The 21,510-nt window shown below is 67.5% G+C and carries 17 protein-coding genes, 1 tRNA gene and 1 CRISPR repeat array; of the genes, 10 read left to right on the forward strand and 8 right to left on the reverse strand.

Annotated elements, in window-relative coordinates; all coding sequences use genetic code 11:
• Positions 1 to 64: 64 nt before the first annotated feature.
• Positions 65 to 619 carry a VanZ family protein gene (locus RWR81_RS06885; protein ID WP_314456208.1) on the forward strand — a complete coding sequence of 185 codons (555 nt, stop codon included), beginning with the start codon at positions 65 to 67 and terminating at the stop codon, positions 617 to 619.
• Positions 620 to 816: 197 nt separating this feature from the next.
• On the opposite strand, the gene RWR81_RS06890 is transcribed toward RWR81_RS06885, so the two are convergent.
• Positions 817 to 900, reverse strand: a tRNA-Leu gene (locus RWR81_RS06890).
• Positions 901 to 1,154: 254 nt separating this feature from the next.
• Here RWR81_RS06890 and RWR81_RS06895 point away from each other — a divergent pair.
• Genes RWR81_RS06895 through pknB form a run of 7 tightly spaced genes read left to right on the forward strand, consistent with a single transcriptional unit; the run spans position 1,155 to position 10,087 of the window.
• On the forward strand, positions 1,155 to 1,862 hold the full coding sequence (locus tag RWR81_RS06895; protein ID WP_314456209.1) for a DUF3662 and FHA domain-containing protein: 708 nt from the start codon (positions 1,155 to 1,157) through the stop codon (positions 1,860 to 1,862).
• Positions 1,859 to 2,335, forward strand: a complete 477-nt coding sequence (locus tag RWR81_RS06900) for an FHA domain-containing protein (protein ID WP_314456210.1) — start codon at positions 1,859 to 1,861, stop codon at positions 2,333 to 2,335. The genes RWR81_RS06895 and RWR81_RS06900 overlap by 4 nt, the downstream gene beginning before the upstream one ends.
• Complete coding sequence (locus tag RWR81_RS06905) at positions 2,332 to 3,723, forward strand: protein phosphatase 2C domain-containing protein (protein WP_314456212.1); 1,392 nt, start codon at positions 2,332 to 2,334, stop codon at positions 3,721 to 3,723. The genes RWR81_RS06900 and RWR81_RS06905 overlap by 4 nt, the downstream gene beginning before the upstream one ends.
• Position 3,724: 1 nt before the next feature.
• Positions 3,725 to 5,482, forward strand: a complete 1,758-nt coding sequence (locus tag RWR81_RS06910) for an FtsW/RodA/SpoVE family cell cycle protein (protein ID WP_314456213.1) — start codon at positions 3,725 to 3,727, stop codon at positions 5,480 to 5,482.
• Complete coding sequence (locus tag RWR81_RS06915; RefSeq protein ID WP_314456215.1) at positions 5,482 to 6,981, forward strand: penicillin-binding protein 2; 1,500 nt, start codon at positions 5,482 to 5,484, stop codon at positions 6,979 to 6,981. Before RWR81_RS06910 ends, RWR81_RS06915 begins: the two co-directional genes overlap by 1 nt.
• Complete coding sequence (locus tag RWR81_RS06920; RefSeq protein WP_314456217.1) at positions 6,978 to 8,105, forward strand: serine/threonine-protein kinase; 1,128 nt, start codon at positions 6,978 to 6,980, stop codon at positions 8,103 to 8,105. Before RWR81_RS06915 ends, RWR81_RS06920 begins: the two co-directional genes overlap by 4 nt.
• Entirely contained in the window at positions 8,102 to 10,087 is a 1,986-nt protein-coding gene (gene pknB, locus RWR81_RS06925) for a Stk1 family PASTA domain-containing Ser/Thr kinase (protein WP_314456219.1), read from the forward strand. Before RWR81_RS06920 ends, pknB begins: the two co-directional genes overlap by 4 nt.
• 174 nt (positions 10,088 to 10,261) lie before the next feature.
• Here pknB and RWR81_RS06930 read toward each other — a convergent pair whose 3' ends face one another.
• From RWR81_RS06930 to serC, 3 genes are all read right to left on the reverse strand, one after another.
• A complete protein-coding gene (locus RWR81_RS06930) occupies positions 10,262 to 10,531 on the reverse strand; it encodes a helix-turn-helix transcriptional regulator (RefSeq protein ID WP_314456221.1) in 270 nt (89 codons plus the stop codon).
• Between the two features lie 233 nt (positions 10,532 to 10,764).
• Positions 10,765 to 11,955: a phosphoglycerate dehydrogenase gene (locus tag RWR81_RS06935; RefSeq protein ID WP_314456223.1), complete on the reverse strand. Its 1,191-nt coding sequence runs from the start codon at positions 11,953 to 11,955 to the stop codon at positions 10,765 to 10,767.
• 84 nt (positions 11,956 to 12,039) lie between these two features.
• Positions 12,040 to 13,119 carry a 3-phosphoserine/phosphohydroxythreonine transaminase gene (gene serC / locus RWR81_RS06940; protein WP_314456238.1) on the reverse strand — a complete coding sequence of 360 codons (1,080 nt, stop codon included), beginning with the start codon at positions 13,117 to 13,119 and terminating at the stop codon, positions 12,040 to 12,042.
• Between the two features lie 301 nt (positions 13,120 to 13,420).
• Here serC and RWR81_RS06945 point away from each other — a divergent pair, with 301 nt between their 5' ends.
• Positions 13,421 to 14,962 (forward strand): DUF4832 domain-containing protein, encoded by a 1,542-nt coding sequence (locus RWR81_RS06945; RefSeq protein ID WP_314456225.1) that lies wholly within the window; start codon positions 13,421 to 13,423, stop codon positions 14,960 to 14,962.
• Between the two features lie 131 nt (positions 14,963 to 15,093).
• Positions 15,094 to 16,020: an ADP-ribosylglycohydrolase family protein gene (locus RWR81_RS06950; protein ID WP_314456226.1), complete on the forward strand. Its 927-nt coding sequence runs from the start codon at positions 15,094 to 15,096 to the stop codon at positions 16,018 to 16,020.
• A gap of 92 nt (positions 16,021 to 16,112) precedes the next feature.
• Positions 16,113 to 17,301: a CRISPR direct-repeat array (repeat unit 28 nt; unit sequence CCTCTACCCCCGCGTGCGCGGGGCTGAC).
• Between the two features lie 18 nt (positions 17,302 to 17,319).
• Here the strand turns inward: RWR81_RS06950 and csb2 are convergent.
• From csb2 to RWR81_RS06970, 4 genes are read right to left on the reverse strand one after another with little or no spacing between them, the layout of a single operon-like run.
• Entirely contained in the window at positions 17,320 to 18,636 is a 1,317-nt protein-coding gene (gene csb2, locus RWR81_RS06955) for a type I-U CRISPR-associated protein Csb2 (RefSeq protein ID WP_314456228.1), read from the reverse strand.
• Positions 18,629 to 19,885, reverse strand: a complete 1,257-nt coding sequence (cas7u, locus tag RWR81_RS06960; RefSeq protein WP_314456230.1) for a type I-U CRISPR-associated RAMP protein Csb1/Cas7u — start codon at positions 19,883 to 19,885, stop codon at positions 18,629 to 18,631. Before cas7u ends, csb2 begins: the two co-directional genes overlap by 8 nt.
• Positions 19,886 to 19,902: 17 nt before the next feature.
• On the reverse strand, positions 19,903 to 20,478 hold the full coding sequence (locus RWR81_RS06965; RefSeq protein ID WP_314456232.1) for a type I-E CRISPR-associated protein Cas6/Cse3/CasE: 576 nt from the start codon (positions 20,476 to 20,478) through the stop codon (positions 19,903 to 19,905).
• Positions 20,479 to 20,502: 24 nt separating this feature from the next.
• Complete coding sequence (locus tag RWR81_RS06970) at positions 20,503 to 21,414, reverse strand: hypothetical protein (protein WP_314456234.1); 912 nt, start codon at positions 21,412 to 21,414, stop codon at positions 20,503 to 20,505.
• Positions 21,415 to 21,510 lie beyond the last annotated feature (96 nt).

Below are 21,510 nucleotides of genomic sequence, written 5' to 3' on the forward strand. Positions count from 1 at the left end.
CACTCCTGTGCTCCGATCGTTACCGCCCGCCTTCCGAGTTCCTCGCAAGGCGGGCGGTAGCGTCATGAGCGTGCCCACCCAGCAATCCGCCCCCGACCCCCTGATATCCGCCGATTCCCCCGAGGCCTCCCCTGAGGCCCGAACCGAGTCCCCCACCGGCGCTCCGGCCGACCACACCCCCTTCTATCAGCGCCCGCCGAGCCGGGTCCCGCACGACACCTCTCATGAGCGGACGGCCCGCATCGCGGCGGTCATCCTTCTGATCGTCGTCTGCGTGGCTGTCGTATGGCCCTCAGGGCGGGACATCGCCGACCTCAAGAACTCGCTGGGGCCGGCATTCCTCAGCTCAGAGAGCAAGGACGTCATCCTCAACCTGGTGATGATGGCGCCGGCCACCTTCTGCGCCGTCGCAGGTTGGCGGGACGTCCCGTGGTGGATGTGGGCGCTGGTGGGCTGCGTCGTCGGTCTGAGCGCCGAGGTGCTCCAGAGCCTCCTGCCGATGCTGGAGCGGCGGCCCTCACTGGCCAATGTCGGCCAGAACGCCGTCGGCGCCTGGGCCGGGGCCGCCGTCGCCCGGTACCTGTTGCACCGACTGCATCCCCGGTCCGCCTCGCGCTGAACCCGCCCCTGTCACCGCCGGAACGACGACGTACTGTCGGCACGAGGACTGCACCTTCTCAAAGACGGCAACACCCAAATCCCGGTCATCCTGACCGAAGCGCAGTCCTCATGACAGAAGTACATCCACAACGACCACTGAGCCGCACCGCGGACGGCGAAGGGCCCGGACCTCATGGCCCGGGCCCTTCCGATCTGTGCGCGGGGGGGGACTCGAACCCCCATGATCGTAAGATCACACGGACCTGAACCGTGCGCGTCTACCAATTCCGCCACTCGCGCGAAGCGAGAACGAGATTAGCCCGCCTCCCCCACCGTCGTCCAATCCTCGGGCCCACACCGGGCCGTGAGACCGCTCACGACACAATTACCTCACACAGATAGGGCCGTCTTCCCTGTGATGACTTCGCTACCGTTACGATGGGAACGGTATCGGCCTGCGCGCAGGCCCGTGCAGGCCCATAGCGAGGCGGGGCAGTCCCGCCTCCCGGCTCCATCCCGGGGGCCGCCACACCACATTGGGGGAGGTACTGTCCATGGGATTCCTGGACAAGTTCGAGAAGGGCGTCGAGAACGTCACGAACCGCGCCATGTCCCGTTTCTCGGACGACATCGAGCCCATCGAGATCGCCTCGAAGCTCCGCGAGACCATGGACAAGCGCGCCGCGTCCTTCGCCCGCGACCGTTCAGTGGTTCCCAATATCTTCCGAATCCACCTCACCCCACCGAGCATCGAGCGCATCACAGCCTGGGGTCAGGACGAGATGGTGCGCCAGATGGAGGAGGTGGCCACCTCGCACGCCGCCGATCAGGGCTACTCCTTCGTCGGCCCGGTCGAGGTCTCCTTCGTCGTCAACAACAGCCCCAACGCTCCCGCCATCGAGATCGAGTCCTCCACGCGGCGCGGCGCGGCCGCCCCCGCCGCATCCGCCACGGCCACACCAGCACATCCGATCGTCGACATCAACGGCCAGCGCTATCTGCTCACCGGCCCGGTCACCGTCATCGGACGCGGCTCGGAGGCCGACATCATCGTTGACGACTCCGGCGTCTCACGCCGTCACCTGGAGATCCGCCTGACGCACGGCAACGCCATCGCCAGCGACCTGGGCTCCACCAACGGTACCTTCGTCGAGGGCCAGAGAGTCGACGCCGTCACGCTCGTGGACGGCAACACCCTCACCATCGGCCGCACCCAGATCCTGTTCTGGGACGGCACCCAGAACAGCGGAGTCAACGGGTGAGCGCACTCGCCTTCACGATCCTGAGGCTGGGCTACCTGGTCCTGCTGTGGTTCTTCCTGTACTTGATCGTGCGCGTCATGCGGCGCGATATGGCTGACTCCCCCACCCCGGCGCCTGCGCGCAGACGCTCCGTGAACGCCTCCGAGCAGCCCCCGAGTCCGGCCCCGAGGGGTCGGCGCCGCGGCGCCACGCGTCTGGTCATCACCGAGGGCCCCCTGGCCGGCTCGACCGTTCCCCTGAGTCCCTCGTCGATCATCATCGGCCGCTCACCCTCGTGCACCCTGGTCCTCGACGACTCCTACGCCTCGTCCCGGCACGCCCGCGTCTTCCCCAAGGACGGCGCCTGGTGGCTGGAGGACCTGGGCTCCACCAACGGAACCATGATGGACGGCCGCCCCGTGCGCGGCGCCGTGGAGCTCCCCATGAACATTCCTGTCAGAATCGGCCAAACGACGCTGGAGCTGCGCTCATGACCATCTCCCTGCGCTTCGCCGCGCGCTCCGACGTCGGCCTGGTCCGCCAGTCCAACCAGGACTCGGGCTACGCCGGCCCCCACCTGTGCCTCCTGTGCGACGGGATGGGCGGACCCGCCGGAGGAGACATCGCCTCGGCGGTCGCCATTGAGCACCTCATGCCCCTGGACGGCGACTCCCACCAGGCCGGCGAGCTGCTGGGCCTCATGCGCGATGCCGTCCAGGCCGCCCACACCGAGCTCGTCACCCTGTCCTCCCAGGACCCCGACCTTGCCGGACTGGGCACCACCTGCATCGGCGTCATGCGCAGCGGCAACAAGCTCGCCATGGTCCACGTGGGCGACTCGCGCGCCTACATGCTGCGCGACGGGACCCTCACCCAGGTCACCACCGACCACACCTTCGTGGAGTACCTCGTTGAGACCGGACGCCTCACCCGCGACCAGGCCCGCCAGCACCCGCAGCGTTCGGTGCTCCTGCGCGTTCTGGGCGACACCGAGGGCGAGGTTCAGCTCGACGAGTCGATCCGCGAGGCGGTTCCCGGCGACCGCTGGCTGCTGTGCTCCGACGGCCTGAGCGGCCCGGTGACCGCCGAGACCATCGGGGAGGTCCTGGCCGGCGTCGCCGACCCCGGTCAGGCCGCCGATCAGCTCATCGACCTGGCCCTGCGTGCCGGCGGCCCGGACAACGTCACCGCCGTCGTCTTCGATGTCGTCAAGGACGACCCCGAGCCACAGACCGTCCCCCAGGTGGTGGGAAGCGCCGCCACCGAACGCCTGGCCCAGGAGCGCGCGGCAGCGGCCCATCGCAAGGCCGGCGGCAACGCCGAGGCCAGGGACACCGAGGGCGCCAGCCCCGCCGCCAAGGCGGCCGCTCTCATGGCCACTCTGGAGGAGCGGCCGACCTCCGAGGACTCCACCGACGTCGACGAGGCCATCGCCGCCGAGGCCGCCACCCAGGAGAAGGCCCGACGCCGTCACCGTCGTCGCGTTCTGGTGGGAAGTCTCATTCTGCTCGTCGCACTCGTCGGGTCCAGTGCGCTGTTCTACCGGTGGACCCAGACTCGCTACTACGTCTCCTCCTACGAAGGCCAGGTCGCCATTTTCCGGGGAATCCCCCAGTCCATCGGCCCCCTCAAGCTGAGCCACTCGGTCGAGGCCTACGCCGACCTGCCGGTGGAGAAGCTCGACGACAACATTCGCGAACGCCTGGAGGACACCGTCACCCAGGACTCAATGAAGGCCGCCCAGGCCTATATCGATAAAACAGTCCGCTCCCACGTCAAGCCGACCACCTCCCAGCAGAACTCGCCAAACGCCACCCCCACACCATCCCCTACGCCGTCCCCCGCACCCGCCGAACCGGCTCAGCCCGGGCAGGAGGGATGAGATGGCTGCCGCTCCAGACTCCATGGGCGCCCCCGCGGGTGTGGCCACGATCCAGCCCGCCGGTACCGCACGACACTCCGGCCGGTGGGCGGAGGCAGGACTGCTCGGCTTCGCCCTGGTGCTCGGCCTGGGCGGCTTCGTGCTCACAGCCCTCAACCGCACTGGGTCCTCGCCGGCACAAACCGTCATGCTCGGGGGCGCCTTCCTCGGTCTGACCATCCTCATGCACCTGTGGGTGCGCTACACCGCCCCATGGGCCGATCCGGTCCTTCTGCCGGCAGCGGTGGCACTCAACGGGATCGGCCTGGCCATGATTCAACGTCTGGACCTGGCATACGAGGTCAACGAGCAGTGGCAGTTCTACGTCGGCACCAAGCAGCTCATCTGGACGTTGCTCGGCGTCATCCTCTTCTGCGCCGTCCTGTTCCTGCTGCGCGACTACCGACGTCTGAGACGCTGGGACCGCTTGGCCATGTGGTCCGGCTTGGCCTTCCTCGTCCTGCCATTCCTCCCGTTCATCGGTCAGAGCATCAACGGCGCCCGGATCTGGATCCGGATCGGCCCCATGAGCTTCCAGCCGGCTGAGCTGTCCAAGGTGCTGCTGGCGGTGTTCTTCGCCTCCTACCTGGTGGCCAACCGCGACAACCTGGCTCTGGCGGGCCGCAAGTTCCTGTGGATGAGCCTGCCGCGCGCGAGGCACTTGGGCCCCCTGTTCATCGTGTGGGGTGTGAGCATCTGCGTCCTGGTCCTCCAGAAGGACCTGGGCTCATCGGTGCTGCTGTTCGGCCTGTTCGTCGTCGTGCTGTACGTGGCCACCGACCGGCCCTCCTGGCTGCTCATCGGCGCGGCCCTGTTCCTCCCGGCGGCCTGGTTCGCGGCCACGCACCTCCACCACGTCCAGCAGCGCATCAACGGGTGGCTCCACGCCACCGACGACTCCGTCTACAACGCCGCCGGCGGATCCTGGCAGCTGCTGACGGGCATGTTCGGCATGTCCACCGGTGGGCTCATGGGGGCCGGCTGGGGCAAGGGGTCTCCGACTCTCGTCACCTTCGCCAACTCCGACTTCATCTTCGCCTCGCTGGGTGAGGAGCTGGGGCTGACCGGCACACTCGCCATCCTCATGCTCTACCTCGTCCTCATCCAGAGAGGCCTGCGCACCGCCGTCTCACTGCGCGACGGCTTCGGCAAGCTCCTGGCCGTGGGCCTGTCCTTCGCCATCGCCCTACAGATCTTCGTCGTCATCGGCGGTGTCACCAGGCTCATCCCACTGACCGGTCTCACCCTGCCCTTCCTGGCCTATGGAGGTTCCTCGCTCCTGGCCAACTGGGTCATCCTGGCTCTCCTGCTACGCCTGTCCGACGCCGCCCGGCGCCCCGCCACCCACGCACCGCGGATCATCGACACCGCCGAGCTGCCGACATCCCTGCGCCGTCGGGTCCAGGACGCCGGGGGCGACGACACACCCGTCAGTGAGTCCTTCGGTGAGGCCGCCTCCGGCGACCCCACCGTCGGCTATGAGGAGGACTACGGGGACGCGAGCGGCTACGGCCCCTCCTTCCAGGCCCCTGGCGCCGACGAGGGTCACCACCCGCACCACGCGCCGCGCGATGCCGGGCTCCCCGGCGATGCGGCACCCACGGTCACCGTCGCCCCACAGGCACCACCTCCTCCACACCTCACCGAGCCGGACGGCGGGACACTGCGCTCCTCGCGCGCCCCGGGCTTCACTGATGACAGCGACAGGAGGCAGCAGTAATGAACCGACAGATCCGCCAGGTCGCCTTCCTGGTACTGGCCATGTTCTCCGCGTTGTCCCTGTCCGTCACCAGTGTCCAGGGGCTGGCACGTCCCGCCATCTGGGAGCCGTGGTCCTCCAACAACGCTCTCAACTCCGACGGGCGCAACTCCCGCACCGTCAACCGGGACTTCGATACCGACCGTGGCCCGATTCTGCTTGCCGACCAGACAACCGCCGCCAGCACCGAGAAGTCCGAGAACGGTCAGGGATCTGACGACTACCAGCGCGTCTACGCCAACGGACCGCTCTACGCCCCGGTGACCGGCTACTTCTCACCAGCCTTCGCCTCCATGACCGGCATGGAGCAAGCGGGCAACTCGGTGCTCAACGGGGACGATCCCTCCCTGTTCTCCTCGCGGATCAAGACCCTGGTGACGGGCGGCTCACAGAGGGGCGGTGCCGTTCAGCTCACCATCGACCCCGAGATCCAGCAAGCGGCCTATGACGCCCTGGCCGGGCGCGAGGGCGCCGTCGTCGCTCTGGACCCCTCCACCGGCGCCATCCTCGCCATGGTCTCCTCCCCCTCCTACGACCCCTCCGCCTTCGCTTCTCAGGACGCTAACGCCGCCAACGAGGCCAGCAAGACCCTCAGCGAGGACTCCTCCCGGCCACTGGACAACCGAGCCATCGCCGGCAACCGCTACCCGCCGGGGTCCACGTTCAAGATCATCACCACCGCTGCGGCACTGCGCACCGGCAAGATCACACCGGATGCCGAGGTGGACGCCCCGGACACCATCACTCTGCCGGGCACCAGCCACTCCCTGGAGAACTACGGCGGGGAGTCCTGCGGCGGGAGGACGAGCTTCTCCCACGCCTTCGCCCAGTCCTGCAACACGCCCTTCGCCCAGCTGGCCATGGACGTCGGTGAGGAGGAACTCGCCAAGGAGGCCCACAACTGGGGTTTCGACTCCGACCTCTCCATTCCGCTGAAGGTGACCCCCTCGGTCTACCCGCACAACGACTCCCAGGCGCAGACGGCAATGGCCGGCATCGGTCAGGCGTCGGTGCAGGCGACTCCGCTCATGATGGCGATGGTGGCTGCCACCGTGGCCAACGACGGCGAGCAGATGACCCCCTACCTGGTCTCACGCACCCTGGACCCCGACCTCAACGAGGTCAGCACCACCTCCAAGAAGGTGGCCCGCACCCCGATCGACTCCGCCACCGCCAAGTCCCTGTCCTCCCTCATGCAGACCGCTGTCACCGAGGGCACGGGCACGAATGCCCAGGTCGCCGGGGTCCAGGTGGCGGGTAAGACCGGCACCGCGGAGACTGGTTCGGACACCGGCCCCACGACCTGGTTCGCGGGCTTCGCCGGAACAGACATCAACAAGCCCCAGATCGCACTCGCCGTCGTGCTCGACGGCAACGCCGACACCCAGGACAACGCCACCGGCGGCAAGGTGGCGGGCCCCGTCGCAGCCCAGATCATCGACGCGGCGGTGGACCGGTGAAGCCCGTTGCCGGACTCCAGCTCCAGGGCCGCTACGAGCTGGTGGAGCAGATCGCGCTGGGCGGCATGGGCCAGGTCTGGCGTGCCACCGACCTGCGCTCGGGTCGGGCGGTGGCCGCCAAGATCCTCCGGCCCGAGCTGACCGGGGACGAGATCTTCCTGTCCCGCCTGCGTGCGGAGGCCAAGAACTCCAAGGGCCTGCGCCACCCGAATCTCGCCGTCGTCCTGGACTCCGGGGAGAAGGATGGCACCGGCTGGATCATCATGGAACTCGTTCAGGGCCGCGCCCTGTCCGACATCATCGCCGAGAAGGGCACTCTGGCCCCTGCCGAGATCCTCCCGGTCCTGGCGCAGGTGGCCCGTGCCCTCCAGGTCGTCCACGACTCCGGCGTCGTCCACCGGGACATCAAGCCCTCCAACATCCTCATCAATCGAGAGGGCCTGGCCAAGCTCACAGACTTCGGCATCTCCACGGGAATCAACCAACGCCCGCTGACGGCCTCCGGAATGGTCATGGGCACCGCCCAGTACCTCGCCCCCGAGCAGGCCATGGGCAACATGGCCACTCCAGCCGGGGACCTCTACGGGCTGGGCATCATCGCCTACGAGGCCCTGGTGGGACGCCGTCCCTTCAGCGGTGCCACCCAGGTGGACATCGCCTTCGCCCATGTCAACGAGGAGGTTCCCACTCTTCCCGACGCCGTCCCGCCCCAGGTGCGCGCCATCGTCCTCAAGCTGCTCGCCAAGAAGCCGGCCGACCGCCCGCACTCGGCACGCGAGGTGGCCCGCGCCCTGGATCGGGCGGTGGTGAACCTGCCCACCGACGCCTGGGACCCCCGTGAGGCGCTCAGTTGGGAGGCAACGGGCCGCCGCGGTCCGAGGACCCGTGAACTGCCGCAGTCGGCCACGGCGCGTCCCGGACGTCATGCGGCCGAGGAGCCGACGCCGTCGCGCACCGCCCGGCACGCCTCCGGCCGCTCCTTCCTCGGCCTCAACCTGCTGACCCTGAGAGTCCTCATCTTGATCCTCGTCATCCTCACCCCACACAGCACGGGTACGCTTGCCCATGCGCATCAGGTCGTGCCAGCCTTGATGCTGAGCATCCCTGTCAAGGAGGTACTGTGACCAGTCAGTTCCCCCAGGTCCTCGCGGGCCGTTACGAGATCCGCGACCTCATCGGACGTGGTGGTATGGCAGAGGTGCACCTCGGCTACGACACCCGCCTGTCGCGGGTCGTGGCCATCAAGCTGCTGCGCTCGGACATCGCCGGTGATCCGACCTTCCAGGCCCGTTTCCGCCGCGAGGCCCAGTCCGCGGCCGCACTCAACCACCCCGCCGTCGTCGCCGTCTACGACTCCGGTGAGGAGGAGCTCCTTCAGCCCGGCGGCGCCAGCCGTACGGTGCCCTACATCGTCATGGAGTACGTCGAGGGGCACACCGTGCGCGAGCTCCTCAGCGAGGGCGAGGCCGTCCCGATCCCGGAGGCGGTGGAGATCGTCTCCGGCGTCCTGGACGCCCTGGAGTACTCCCACCGGGTGGGGATCGTCCACCGCGACATCAAGCCCGGAAACATCATGCTGACCTCCACCGGTGCGGTGAAGGTCATGGACTTCGGCATCGCCCGAGCCATTGAGGACTCCGCCTCGACGGTGACTCAGACCCACACGGTGGTGGGCACCGCCCAGTACCTCTCGCCGGAGCAGGCCCGCGGCGAGTCCGTGGACGCCCGCTCAGACCTGTACTCCACCGGTTGCCTCCTCTATGAGCTCCTCACCGGTCAGCCCCCCTTCCAGGGCGACTCCGCGGTGGCCATCGCCTACCAGCACGTGCGGGAGATTCCCAAGCGCCCCTCCTCGCTGGCCGCGGACGTCCCCGAGTCTCTGGACCGGGTGATCCTCAAGTCGCTGGCCAAGAGCCGCGAGGACCGTTATCAGGACGCCGCCCACATGCGCGCCGACCTGCAGGCGGCCGCCCGGGGAATGTCCGTGGCCGCTCCGGCCGCGGACTCCTGGTCCCCGGCGACCTCCGTGATGGCGTCTCCCGCCGCGGCACCGGTCCAACCCACGTCCGCCTTTACCCAGGTGCCCTCCGAGCCCTCGCCGGCACCTGCGGCGAAGGACTCCGAGGAGCCCGAGGAGAAGCCCAAGCGTCACACCTGGGTCTGGGTGCTCGTGTTCCTCCTGTTCGTGGCTCTGGCCGTCGTTGCCGGTCGGTGGGCCTCCGGGGCGTTCAACCCCCGGCCGACCCCGACGCCGAGTGCGACCGTCACCATGGTGGACGTGCCCGACGTCAGCGGCCAGGACGAGGACTCGGCGAGAAAGACCATTGAGGACGCCGGCCTGAAGTTCGCCAAGAACGAGGTCGCCAATGACACCGTCAGCGCGGGCCTGGCCGTCTCCTCGGACCCGGAGAAGGGCACCAAGATCGCGTCCGGCTCGACTGTCACCGTTCACTTCTCCACCGGCTCGGCCATGGTCAAGGTTCCCGACCTGGAGGGCAAGTCCCAGAGTGATGCCCGCAAGGCTCTCAAGGACGCCGGGCTCGAGGCCGGCAACGTCACCCAGGAGGACTCCGCCACGGTTGCGAAGGACCGGGTCATCTACACCAACCCTCTGGCAGACACCTCCGTCGAGCGCGGAACCACAGTGGATATCGTGGTGTCCACCGGTAAGGCCTCCGTCCCCGACGTGACCGGCCAGGACGAGGCCACCGCCAAGAAGACCATCGAGGACGCCGGCCTGCAGTTCAAGCGCGGCGACGACGTCGCCTCCGACGTCGAGCGGGGCAAGGCCGTCTCCTCCGACCCGGCCGCAGGCTCCAGCGCCTCTGCGGGAGACACGATCACCGTGCACTTCTCCACCGGAGCGGCTGCCACGCCGACGCCGAGCGGGTCTGCGGCGGGAGATCCCAACAACACGATGCCAGATGTCAACGGAAAGGACTCCAAGGCCGTACAGTCCGACCTCGAGGCCCGTGGCCTCAAGGTCAAGGTGGAGAAGCAGCAGCCCAGCGATCCATCACTCCCATCAGGCACGGTCATCAGTTCCAACCCGCGGCAGGGGGAGCAGATCACAGGTAAGGAAGTCACCCTGTACGTCGCCAAGTAACGATCCCAGGGGCGCGGTCAAGCACCTGGTTCGTCGTGGACGCACCTTAGCCCTCGACTACGGACGTCGCGGGCACAGTCAGCGAGGCCGAAGGTGCGTCCGAGAGTCCCTAGATACCTCCGAATCCGACATTCCATTCGGAGCGGCCCTAGCCGATCAGAACTGCGTCCGCACCTACCCCAGTAGGCCGGCGCGTTCGGCGAGGACCGCGAGGTGCACCCGGTTGCGCGCGCCCACCCGGTCCTGGGCGCTGTGCAGGTGGGTCTTCACAGCGGAGGCCGAGATGTAGAGCCTGCTGGCGATCTCCTCGGTGGTCAGTCCCTCGGCGGCCGCCGCGATGACGTCGAGCTCGCGCCGGCTGAGCCCGGCAGCAGCCTGCTTGGCCTGCGCCACGGCGCGCTCATGCTCCTCGGCACGGGCATCGTGGGTCGGCGTCGGTGCCACTGCCGTCGTCCGGGAGCGCACATAGCGCAGCAGCTCGGCAAGCGCCCCGGGGACGGAACGGACTCGCCGGCCATGACCCGGCGACGTCCGGCGTCGAGCTCCTCAGAGGCGGAGTACTTAAGCAGATAGCCCACAGCACCGGCCTCGATGACCCGTACGACGGCGTCCCGCCGCACCCAGAGCACGAGAACACTCCGCGCGGCCGGATGTCCCCGGCCGCGAAGGATGCCGGCTCAGATGCCGCGGGCGGACAGGACGCCGTCGATCGCGCGCAGGTCGTTAAGGATCTTGAGATCGATCTCGCCCTCGACGTCGACCAGCGTCACCGCCAGCTCACCGCGTGACTTATTGAGCAGGTTGGCGATGTTCTGCCCGTACTGGGCCACGATCGTGGAGACCTGACCCACCATGTTGGGCACATTGCGGTTGACGATGACGAAGCGGTGGGTGCCCTCCTGGCGCGTCATGACTGCCTCGGGGAAGTTCACCGAGTTGTGGACCTGGCCGTCCTCGAGGAAGCCGCGCAGGGAGTCGGCGGCCATGATGGCGCAGTTGCGCTCGGCCTCCTTGGTGGAGGCGCCCAGGTGGGGCAGGGAGATGCATTTGGGGTGCTTGTGGACCTGCGTGGAGGGGAAGTCGCACACGTAGCCGCGCAGCATGCCCTCGTCGAGGGCGGCCACGACGGCGTCGGTGTCGACGATCTCGGCGCGCGCGAAGTTGAGCAGCACCGCGGTCTCCTTCATGAGGGCCAGGCGCTGGGTGCTCACCAGTCCGCGGGTGGCGGGGATGAGGGGCACGTGGACGGTGAGGATGTCGGCGCGGCGGAAGACCTCCTCCATGGAGTCGGCCCGCTCGACCTCGGCGCTCAGGTGCCAGGCGTGCTCCACGGAGATGCCCGGGTCGAAGCCGACGACGTTGAGTCCCAGCCCCAGGGCGGCGTTGGCCACCTGTACGCCGATGGCCCCCAGCCCGATGACGCCGAGCGTGCGGCCGGGAAGCTCGAAACCGACGAACTGCTTCTTGCCGGCCTCGACGGCCTTGGCGATCTCGGCGTCGTCGCCCTCAAGGGTGTGGGCGAAGCGGGCCGCCGGGATGAGGTTGCGCGAGGCGATGAACAGGCCCGCCAGGACCAGCTCCTTGACGGCGTTGGCGTTGGCGCCGGGGGTGTTGAACACCGGCACGCCGCGCTCGGTGAGCGTGTCCACCGGGATGTTGTTCGTGCCGGCGCCGGCACGGGCCACGGCCAGGACCGAGTCATCGATGGGGGTGTCGTGGAGCTTGGCCGAGCGCACCAGGAGGGCGTCGGGCTCCTCGACGGAGCCGCCGACCTCGTAGAACTCATCGGGCAGGCGGGACAGGCCGGCCCCGGAGATGGCGTTGAGGGTGCGGATGCGGAACTTGTGGTCAACGCTGCTGGTGGTCACGGAGGTACTTTCTTCAGAGCGGTCCGGGTTGAGGAGGGTTGTGGCGGGCAGCCGGGCTAGCAGGCAGGGCGGGGCGGCGGGCGCTCAGGACCGGGCGGCGAAGTCGGTCATGTAGTCGATGAGGGCGCGCACGCCCTCGATCGGCATGGCATTGTAGATGGAGGCGCGCATACCGCCCACGGAGCGATGGCCCTTGAGGTTGGTCAGGCCCGCCGCCTGAGCCCCGCCCAGGAAGTCGGCGTCAAGGGCCGGGTCGGCCAGGGTGAAGGGCACGTTCATCCAGGACCGCGAGCGCTTCTGAACCGGGTTGGCGTAGAAGTCGGAGGAGTCGATGAAGCTGTAGAGGAGCTCGGCCTTGGCGCGGTTGCGCTCGGCCATCGCCTCCAGGCCGCCGACGTCCTCGATCCAGTGGCCGATGAGCCCCAGCAGGTAGATGGCGAAGGTGGGGGGTGTGTTGAGCATGGAGTCGGCGTCGGCCATCTTCTGGTAGTCCAGGACGGTGGGGGTCACCGGGCGGGCGTGCCCCAGCAGGTCCTCACGCACGATGACGACGGCCAGGCCCGATGGTCCCATGTTCTTCTGGGCGCCGGCGTAGATGAGGCCGTAGCGGGAGACGTCGATGGGCCGCGAGAGGATCGTGGAGGAGAAGTCGGCCACGAGCGGGACCTCACCGGCCTCGGGCACGTAGTCGAACTCGACGCCGCCGATGGTCTCGTTGGGCGTGTAGTGCAGGTAGCGGGCCGCCTCGGGCACCGTGAAGGAGCCGGGCTCGGGGGTGGTGGTGTAGGAGGAGGAGGCCTCGTCGGCGGGCACGACGACGTCGAGCTCGTAGGCGCCGGCCTGCTTGATGGCCTTGGCGGACCACTGGCCGGTGTTGAGGTAGGCGACCGTGTCACCGGGGGCGGTCAGGTTGAGGGGGATACCGGCGAACTGGGCGCTGGCCCCACCTTGGAGGAAGAGCACGCGGTAGTTGTCGGGGACGGACAGGAGGCGACGCAGAGTGGCCTCGGCGTCGGCCGCGCAGGCCACGAAGTCGGCCCCGCGGTGGGAGACCTCCAGAACGGACATCCCCGATCCGCCCCAGCTGGTGAGCTCGGAGGCGGCCTGCTCGAGAACGGGCAGGGGGAGCTGGGCAGGACCGGCGGAGAAATTGAAGACGCGCACGGAGTCATCATTGCCGCTTATACGCGCGGCGGCAATCTCATCCCAGCCGGCGACGACCACGCCCCGCACACGTCCCATATGACTCGCCACCCCTTCCCCGACCACCCGCCAGCATTCGACAGAACGGTGTCGGCACAGGCCGTGGAAGCGGCGCCACCGATTTTTCACACCATCGTGCAATGATGAGTCCACAGCACTCCCAGCACTGTCAGCCCGACACATTGTCAGCGATAGCACAGGAAGATCGGCCAGACGACCGGTAGGGTTATCCTAACATCGAGGCCCCTACCTACAAGTTTTCATGATCAAATCACCGAACGACGCCCCCTCGACTTCCGACCTCCGGGCCGCGCAGGACTCGCGCACCCCGGCCGGAGGCCGTTCCCACTCCCTGAGCCACCAGCTGCTCGATCGGCTCCGCAGTGGCCGCAGACCGCGGCTCAGCGCCATCATTGTGGCGCTCATCGCAGTCGTGTCCCTGGCCACCGGGTTCCGGGCCTGCGACTGCGACGGGGTCTGGACCGAGGTCTCGGCCGGGAGCCGTCCAGAGGCCAACCCGCTCAAGGGCATGATGCCCTTCGCGCCGTCGGACGCCTCCACCCCGCCGGGGCTGCCCGAATCGGCCCCGCCCTACACGATGGAATGGCTGACGCTGCCACTCAGCGACGTCGTCACCGGGCCGGGCACCTACTCGTGGACCGCGCTCGAGTCGCATCTCGACGCCATCGCCTCGCGCGGGCACCAGGCAGTGCTGCGCTTCTACGTCGACTACCCCGGGCGTCCCAGCGGCATGCCGGCCTACCTGCTGAGCTCCCAGACGGTCACCACCCACGAGTACACGGTCAATGGCAATGCGCCGGGCCAGTCGCTCGCCCCCGATTACAACGCCCCCGAGATGATGTCGACGCTCACCGGCTTCATCTCGGCCCTGGCCCGGCAGTACGACGGCGATCCACGCCTGGCCTTCATCACACACGGCCTCGTGGGCTTCTGGGGTGAGGGGCACACCTGGCCGATGGACGGGAAGGTCTCCGGGGAGAACCCCTCCGGGGAGAACTGGATGCCGTCGACGGCGAACCAGAACATTCTGGTGGACACCTGGGACAGCACCTTCCAGGTGACACCGACGCTGGCGCGCTACCCATCAGCGGAAACGGCCAGACGCAGGGTCGGCTACCACGACGACTCCTTCGGCTACGCGACCATGGACACCGCCGACTGGCACTTCCTGCCGCTACTGAAGAAGGCGAAGGCGGACCAGGCCTGGCAGCACTACCCGATCGGCGGCGAGGTCTACCCGGGAATCCAGGAGTGCTCGGTGCGCAGCCCGGGCAGCTGCATGGCCTCGGGCTCGAACGGCGGCGCGGTGGACATGACCGCCTCCATCAAGGCCACGCACGCGAGCTGGCTGGTGGACAACTGGGCCTTCACGACGACGCTCAGCGGCACCGAGCGTGAGCGAGCCGTGCAGACCTCCGCCGAGACCGGCTACGACCTGTCGGTGGCGCGCTGGCGGATGCGCAACGGCAAGATCGAAGTGCAGATCGCCAACAACGGGGTGGCCCCCTTCTACTACAACTGGAAAGTGGAGGCGGTGGCCATCAACAGCTCGACCGGGACGGAGGTGGGGCGCGCAACGCTCAGCGGCGACCTGCGCAAGATCGAGATCGGTAAGACCCAGACCTTCTCCGGCCAGCTGCCGCAGGACCCGGCCGGTGAGAACACGATCCTGGTGCGTGTGGTCAACCCGCTGGCGTCGGGCCAGCCACTGCGCTTCTCCAGTGCGGGCCAGGACCAGACGCTGCCCGGCTACCTCACCCTGGGCCGCACGCCCAACAAGTAGGGCGCTGGGTCACCGGCGGGATCCCGGCGGGGAGCCGGCCGGAGCCGGTTCACCCGGTCCCGGACCGGGTGGCCTCCCCGTGGACCATCATTCTCCGGTCATTCTCCGGTCACCCTCTGTACCGTGACCCCATGAATGAGAATCGAATTCTGGGCAGTCTCCTGGGGCTGGCAGTGGGCGACGCCCTGGGGACCGCCGTCGAGTTTCAGGCTCGCGACTCCTTCCCGCCCGTCACTGACATGGTGGGCGGCGGGGTGTTCAACCTGGCGCCCGGGCAGTGGACCGATGACACGTCGATGGCGCTGTGCATCGCAGCGAGCCTGATCGAGACCGGGGCCTACGATCCCCGCGACCAGCTGGCCCGTTTCGTCCGTTGGTATCGCGATGGTTACTTCAGCAGCACGGGCCGGTGTTTCGATATTGGCAACCAGACCCGAGCCGCCTTGGAGGAGTTCGAGGTCACCGGCGAGCCCTACCGCGAGGCAGTCGGTGGGATGAGCGCGGGAAACGGGTCGCTGATGCGCCTGGCACCGGTCGCGATGGCCTTCTGCGACGACCCCGAGGCCGCTGGGCGTTTCTGCGCCGACAGCTCCCGCACCACCCATCCCGCCGTCGAGTGCGTCGAGGCGTGCGGGGCCTACGGCAGACTCATCGTGGCCGCCATCGAGGGGGCGTCACGCGCGGATCTGTGCGTGCTGGCCGCCGAGCTGGCCGAGCAGGTGACCAGTCCCGACCTGGCGGCGATCCTGAGCGGCTCCTACCGGGTCAAGGAACGCGACGAGATCTCGTCGTCGGGATATGTGCTGCACAGCCTGGAGGCGGCGCTGTGGGCCCTCGTCAGAACCGACGACTTCCTCGAAGGTGCGCTGCTGGCCGTGAACCTGGGCGACGACGCCGACACCGTCGGGGCCATCTATGGGCAGCTGGCGGGGGCGCTGTACGGGCGCAGCGGAATCCCGGAGAGCTGGCGGGATCGTCTCCACGACGCCGGGATGATCGAGGACCTGGCCGCGGGGATCGCGGATCGGGTCGGAACCTTCGAGGTCCCGGCCCATTGAGGAGCGGGCGGATCAGGGCGCTCCAACCGATCACGGACTCCCGACCAGATAGTCGACAGAGAGTATGGCCGAGCCATCCGCTCCCGACGGCGCCTCTACCCCCGCGTGCGCGGGGCTGACGGCGGCCAGGTGTTCTACGACCTGGCCGAGCAGCCTCTACCCCCGCGTGCGCGGGGCTGACATGCCCGAGGTGATCGGTAGCGACCCAGCTAAACCTCTACCCCCGCGTGCGCGGGGCTGACCTGAGGTCAGTGCATCCGGCGGCGAAGCGGTTGCCTCTACCCCCGCGTGCGCGGGGCTGACAGGAATCTGGGGCGGCGCTCGATCGGCGTCGAGCCTCTACCCCCGCGTGCGCGGGGCTGACGCCACCCGGATCTGGGTAGTGAGAGCGACGTCGCCTCTACCCCCGCGTGCGCGGGGCTGACATCACGAGCGGGGCCGAGGTCAGCCCGAGGGTCCCTCTACCCCCGCGTGCGCGGGGCTGACTCGCGACCACGACCAGACTTCGCAGTCCCAACCCCTCTACCCCCGCGTGCGCGGGGCTGACCGTCGGCGGTGAATGGGCAGGTCATTGGTGTTCCCCTCTACCCCCGCGTGCGCGGGGCTGACGAGAAGTCCGGCAAGTCCTACGCCGCCGCAGCGCCTCTACCCCCGCGTGCGCGGGGCTGACGGTAGCGTCACCGGATACGATCTCGGTCTCCGTCCCTCTACCCCCGCGTGCGCGGGGCTGACTTTCACCTCGTCATCGCGTCCGGGGACGCTCACCCTCTACCCCCGCGTGCGCGGGGCTGACGCCGAGGCATTCACGCTCGCCGACGTCGAGCGGCCTCTACCCCCGCGTGCGCGGGGCTGACTCGACGGGCTCCGGCTCTGCCTTGGGCTTGCGCCCTCTACCCCCGCGTGCGCGGGGCTGACCTTGGCATCCTGCTTCCCATTGACAGGCATGTGCCTCTACCCCCGCGTGCGCGGGGCTGACCTGCGGGCGTCGGGGCGATACCAAACGGAGATCCCTCTACCCCCGCGTGCGCGGGGCTGACCCGCCTGCCGCACCGCGTTGGCGAGCGCCGCGCCCTCTACCCCCGCGTGCGCGGGGCTGACACCATCGCGGTGGCCGCGGCGACGTCCTCGTCCCCTCTACCCCCGCGTGCGCGGGGCTGACTCGATACCGGCCGCGTAGAGCCCACTCTTCCGCCCTCTACCCCCGCGTGCGCGGGGCTGACGAGATCATCAGCCCGAAGTCGTCGTGCGGCGCGCCTCTACCCCCGCGTGCGCGGGGCTGACACTTGCTTACCTGCGATGTTAGTCGGCTCGGGGTCGCCGTGGGTTCACTGCCAAGGTGGTGGCCCCCAGGGGAACCATGAGCGTGCCGTCGAAGACAACCGGCCCGGGCACCACCGCGTCGAAGGCGACCGAGACGTGCCAGCGCCCGTTGTTCTCCTGCACATCGATACCTCCGTCGCTTCGTGACTCGGAGTGACATTCAGCCTCAACGAGTCTGCAGCCGAGCCCCGAGGCGCGTTCCTTCAGCATGCGCATGATGCGTTCAGGCTCACCCACCCTCGACACAACGGTGGTCCATTGCGACGAAGGAGCCGTGGCAGCCCGCAGAACTCGCGGCAGGGAAGCCATTGTCCTGGTCTCAGCGAGTCTGGCCTCGACCACCCCCGTTCTCACCGCGAGTCCCACGGAGGGAAGCCGAGGCCCCCCGGTCACGAGCACCCCCCGCAGGACGGGCAGGTGACGGCGGCCCAGCCCGCCGATGAGTGGCAGCATCCAGCCGATTCCCTCAAGGGAGTCTCGCAGTTGCTCCATGACGAGAGCAGCATCGGCCGCATGGACCAGAGCTGCACCTTCCCTCCCACTGTGGGGCATGCGGTAGAGCGAGCACGTGCGCAGCAGCTCCCGAGTATCAGGCGCAGCGCCGTCACCGGACTGCGCACCCACGAGCCGATAGGGAGCGGTGGGTCGCACGCTCATATACGGATGCGTCCCCGTCACGGTGCTGCGGCGCCGCTCCTCCTCTCGCGCATCCAAAGCGGCCAGGAGTCCTTCCGTTCCCACGCGCAACTGAATCCAGCCCAGCGGGTCCGGTTCCCAACAGGAATAGTGCGGCGGCGCCTCGACAGCACCGTCGACGACGTCGAGCAGCACCGGTGAGGTCGGACGCCCGAGGTACTCCACGGACCGCGCCACCTTCTGCAGGACACCGAGATCGGCACTGTCGTCGGCAGCGAAAGTCCAGCGTACGACGTCGCTCGGATCTGTTCCCACTATCATGCCGCGTTCGGGAGCTTTCGCCTGCTTCTCCAGCAGTCGATCGTTACGGTCGATGATTCCGGTCGGTGAACCGTCCTTGGCCATTTTCACCTCGTTGTTGACGGGTACCCATCGGCCATAACCGATCTGACGCTTGCCGGCCGGAGGGGCGGTGATCCGTGGAGGACGACATCGAAAGAGAACCTCGACCTCGGAGACGCCTTCTCCCAGGCCATGGGCGGCGGACAGCATCGCGGCCAGTACCCGCGCTGGAGCCGGCGGCCATTCAGCGCGCCCCTCTCCATCATGCGCGTTGAATTCTCCAAGGGGGAACGTGGCCGTGACGGTCAGTTCACTCATCGCTGCGTCCATCAGTCTTGCGCCCATCAACGTCCAGAATAATCTTTCCCAGCGGGGAATCGTGGGCGATCGTGACCGTGGTGGCGCCGTTCCAACCGATCTCCTGGCCCAGGTCACGCACGAGGTCCACCAGCTCGTCGACCTCCGGCAGTGTGAGAGCCTCGGAGGGGGCTCCGTGCCTCTCGACCATGACCTCGAGGCCCGGCTCGCGCAGACGCAGCTCCGCCCCTGCGCGCAGGTCCAGCCGTTCCTGAAGCAGTCGGTACAGCAGCAGGGTCAGGCTGACCACCAGCGCTCGGGCAGGCTCCGGGCGAGAGAAAGCGAATGTCCTCAACCCCGCGAGGGAGAAGAAGGCCTTCCCCACGATAGAGTCGTACGTTAAATCTGATGGAGCCTCAGAAATATCAAGCGGAGGCAACGACCCAATTCCCAGAGCGGAAAGCTTTACTCCCCGAATCGTCGTTTTATTACTGGCTGCAGCGAAGAGCGGATCCGTTTTCCCAGCCATACGACGGCGCTCAGACACACCGGTCGCAATAATCTCCGATGTGAACAGTCTCGCAGAACGCGACTCCGCAGGATTCATGACGTAGTAACCAAGAAATTCATCCCGCGTCGCATTCAGCTCACGAGCATCCTTACCCCCACCTTTCTTCCCCCCCTTGTTGGCTTCATCAACAGCCTTCTGGGAGCGCTTCGTCTGCGAGTGCCACCATCCGAAGGGGATCGCTGTGGGGAATCCAGTGAGCAGGGCATCCGGCTGGGAGCGGGTGGCATTTTGGATTCCCTCAAAATCGACCCCCTTGTCGGTGAGCTCTTTCCGTATGAGCCTCCACGTGGCATCGGCCTGCCGGTGCGAGAGCTCGACGGAGGTGGTCAGCACCTCACCCTCCTCGTCAACAAGAACCACCATAGGGAATCCCAGAACCTCGGCAAGTGTGGAGGTTCCTCCTCTGAAGCGACTAGCGAGAAGCACCTCGCACCGCGAGGCCTGGGACCCCCACGTATCAATCGTGGCCGCCTTCCCATCATCGACGGTTTCAAAGAAGCCGACAACTTCACCCTTCTGACGGATCGTGCCCGCCGGCGGTGTCACGGTCATTCCCGCCAATGAGTCATATTCACCGGCAAGGCTGATTCCGGCCACCGCATCATCATCCATGAGATCACCGATGGTGGAGCGAAATTCTTGAGCAGTAGTCACAGTATTCTCCTTATCTACGCATCTATTGCCATACTGGTCGAGCACAGTCCTCATCCACGTCGTCACAGCACCAAGGGCATTCCGTAGCCGTAGGCCTTCCCCCTCCCGATGCCCTGGTGGTAGGCGGATGCCCCAACCTCACTGATACTGCTCACAGTGCCGGTGAGGTCCCGGAGAGTGAAGGAGCGTCCACCTCGCCGGCCCACGAACCACCTCGGTGAGACCGTCAATTCACTGGCTGTCAGACCATGACGCTTCAGCAAACCAACCGCCCAACCATCAGCTTCTTCATCGAGGACAGCCCGGACGCGGTTCTTTCCCGATTCGTCGGCATGGCGTTTCTCGGCCACCACTCGAACAGTGAAGCGCTGACCGACGGCAAACCCTGACGGCGCCTCGATGGCCTGCGTTCCAGGCAGATCGAGATCGGCCCGGAATCTGATGACCAGGGAACCCTTCTGCCCGCCATACTCGGTTGGTAGGGCCAGGCGGTACAGGACGCCGAGGTCTGCGCGAATCGACCGCGAAGCGCCTCTGAGATCCGGCAAGTACGACATGGCAAGCCGATGGACCGCATCCGGTGTTCCTAGGTCCGGTAGCGCCTGTGCCAGCGGAAGGACTGCGATCTGATCAGACATGGGCTGTTGTCACCTCTTTCTCTCTCATACCTCTCGGTAGGCGGGCGCGAACGATGTCACCTTGGACGTGGTTCCGGTGCCACGAATGGGGGACGTCCACCGTCGCCACGGCAGTTCAGGCGGCGGAGACTCGTGCAGATCGATGATCGCCTCCACCGTAAGGGGAACCGGATGCAGCACCCAGGAGAGAGCCTTGGCCGGACTATTTCGCTTCATCTCGCACTGCCACGGCTGGAGGAGCAAGTGCCCGCAGAAGGCCAGGAGATCCACGAGCGGGTACACATCGCACTCCTCGGATCCGCTGGTAATACGCGGAGTCACCTGACTGGCGGAGAAGCGCAGCCCCGGCTTGGCCCGAGCAACAGCAATCTCGCCGTGCACCAGTCGGTCAAGGTGTGCCGCCCCCGCAGCGACAGCGTCATCCGCAGTGACCAGTGACGCACCCATGAGCCTCCAGGTGTCCTGCACCGACTTGGCGGTATGGCTCCTGCCGCTGAGCAGGGTCAACGCTGAGGACCGGACGTGGAGATCCTGCGTCCTCGGAATCTTCGACTGCTCGGCCGACGTCGAGGACGCATCAAAGACCGCCACCGCTCCACATTGGCTGAGGTCGCTTGTACTTGCAGCTGCCTGCCAGTCGGCATGTGCCAGGGCGTTGACCGCAGATCGCGTGGGCGTCGTCGTCGTGATCCCATGAAGTACACGATCCTCAAGCCTCCAGGTACGTTCGACAAGGCCGCGAGCGGCTACGCTCACGAACTCATCCTGACCTCCGCTATAGCCGACGACGGGGACTCCTTCCCCCTCAAAGCGCAGCGTTGCACCCGGGAGGAGGGACACCAGCCCCCAGGTTGCCAGGACGTATGCCGCCCGGTACCCCGGTAACGCAGTCAGTCGGTACTCGGCAGACTCATCAAGGTGTTCAGCACTACTCATGTCCCTGCTCCAGTTCTTGCGAGACGTTCCAGTCAGCCAGGCGCAGGATCGTCTCGATCAGCGCCAGGGTGTAGGGGCCGTAGCGATCATTGAGAC

Source organism: uncultured Actinomyces sp. (genome assembly GCF_963526355.1).
GTDB lineage: Bacteria > Actinomycetota > Actinomycetes > Actinomycetales > Actinomycetaceae > Actinomyces.

Coding starts and splice junctions, on each gene's coding strand:
- RWR81_RS06950 (WP_314456226.1), top strand. CDS start 15,094: ATGAATGAGAATCGAATTCTGGGCAGTCTCCTGGGGCTGGCAGTGGGC.
- csb2 (WP_314456228.1), bottom strand. CDS start 18,636: ATGAGTGAACTGACCGTCACGGCCACGTTCCCCCTTGGAGAATTCAAC.
- RWR81_RS06885 (WP_314456208.1), top strand. CDS start 65: ATGAGCGTGCCCACCCAGCAATCCGCCCCCGACCCCCTGATATCCGCC.
- RWR81_RS06970 (WP_314456234.1), bottom strand. CDS start 21,414: ATGAGTAGTGCTGAACACCTTGATGAGTCTGCCGAGTACCGACTGACT.
- RWR81_RS06895 (WP_314456209.1), top strand. CDS start 1,155: ATGGGATTCCTGGACAAGTTCGAGAAGGGCGTCGAGAACGTCACGAAC.
- RWR81_RS06910 (WP_314456213.1), top strand. CDS start 3,725: ATGGCTGCCGCTCCAGACTCCATGGGCGCCCCCGCGGGTGTGGCCACG.
- RWR81_RS06945 (WP_314456225.1), top strand. CDS start 13,421: ATGATCAAATCACCGAACGACGCCCCCTCGACTTCCGACCTCCGGGCC.
- RWR81_RS06905 (WP_314456212.1), top strand. CDS start 2,332: ATGACCATCTCCCTGCGCTTCGCCGCGCGCTCCGACGTCGGCCTGGTC.
- RWR81_RS06965 (WP_314456232.1), bottom strand. CDS start 20,478: ATGTCTGATCAGATCGCAGTCCTTCCGCTGGCACAGGCGCTACCGGAC.
- RWR81_RS06915 (WP_314456215.1), top strand. CDS start 5,482: ATGAACCGACAGATCCGCCAGGTCGCCTTCCTGGTACTGGCCATGTTC.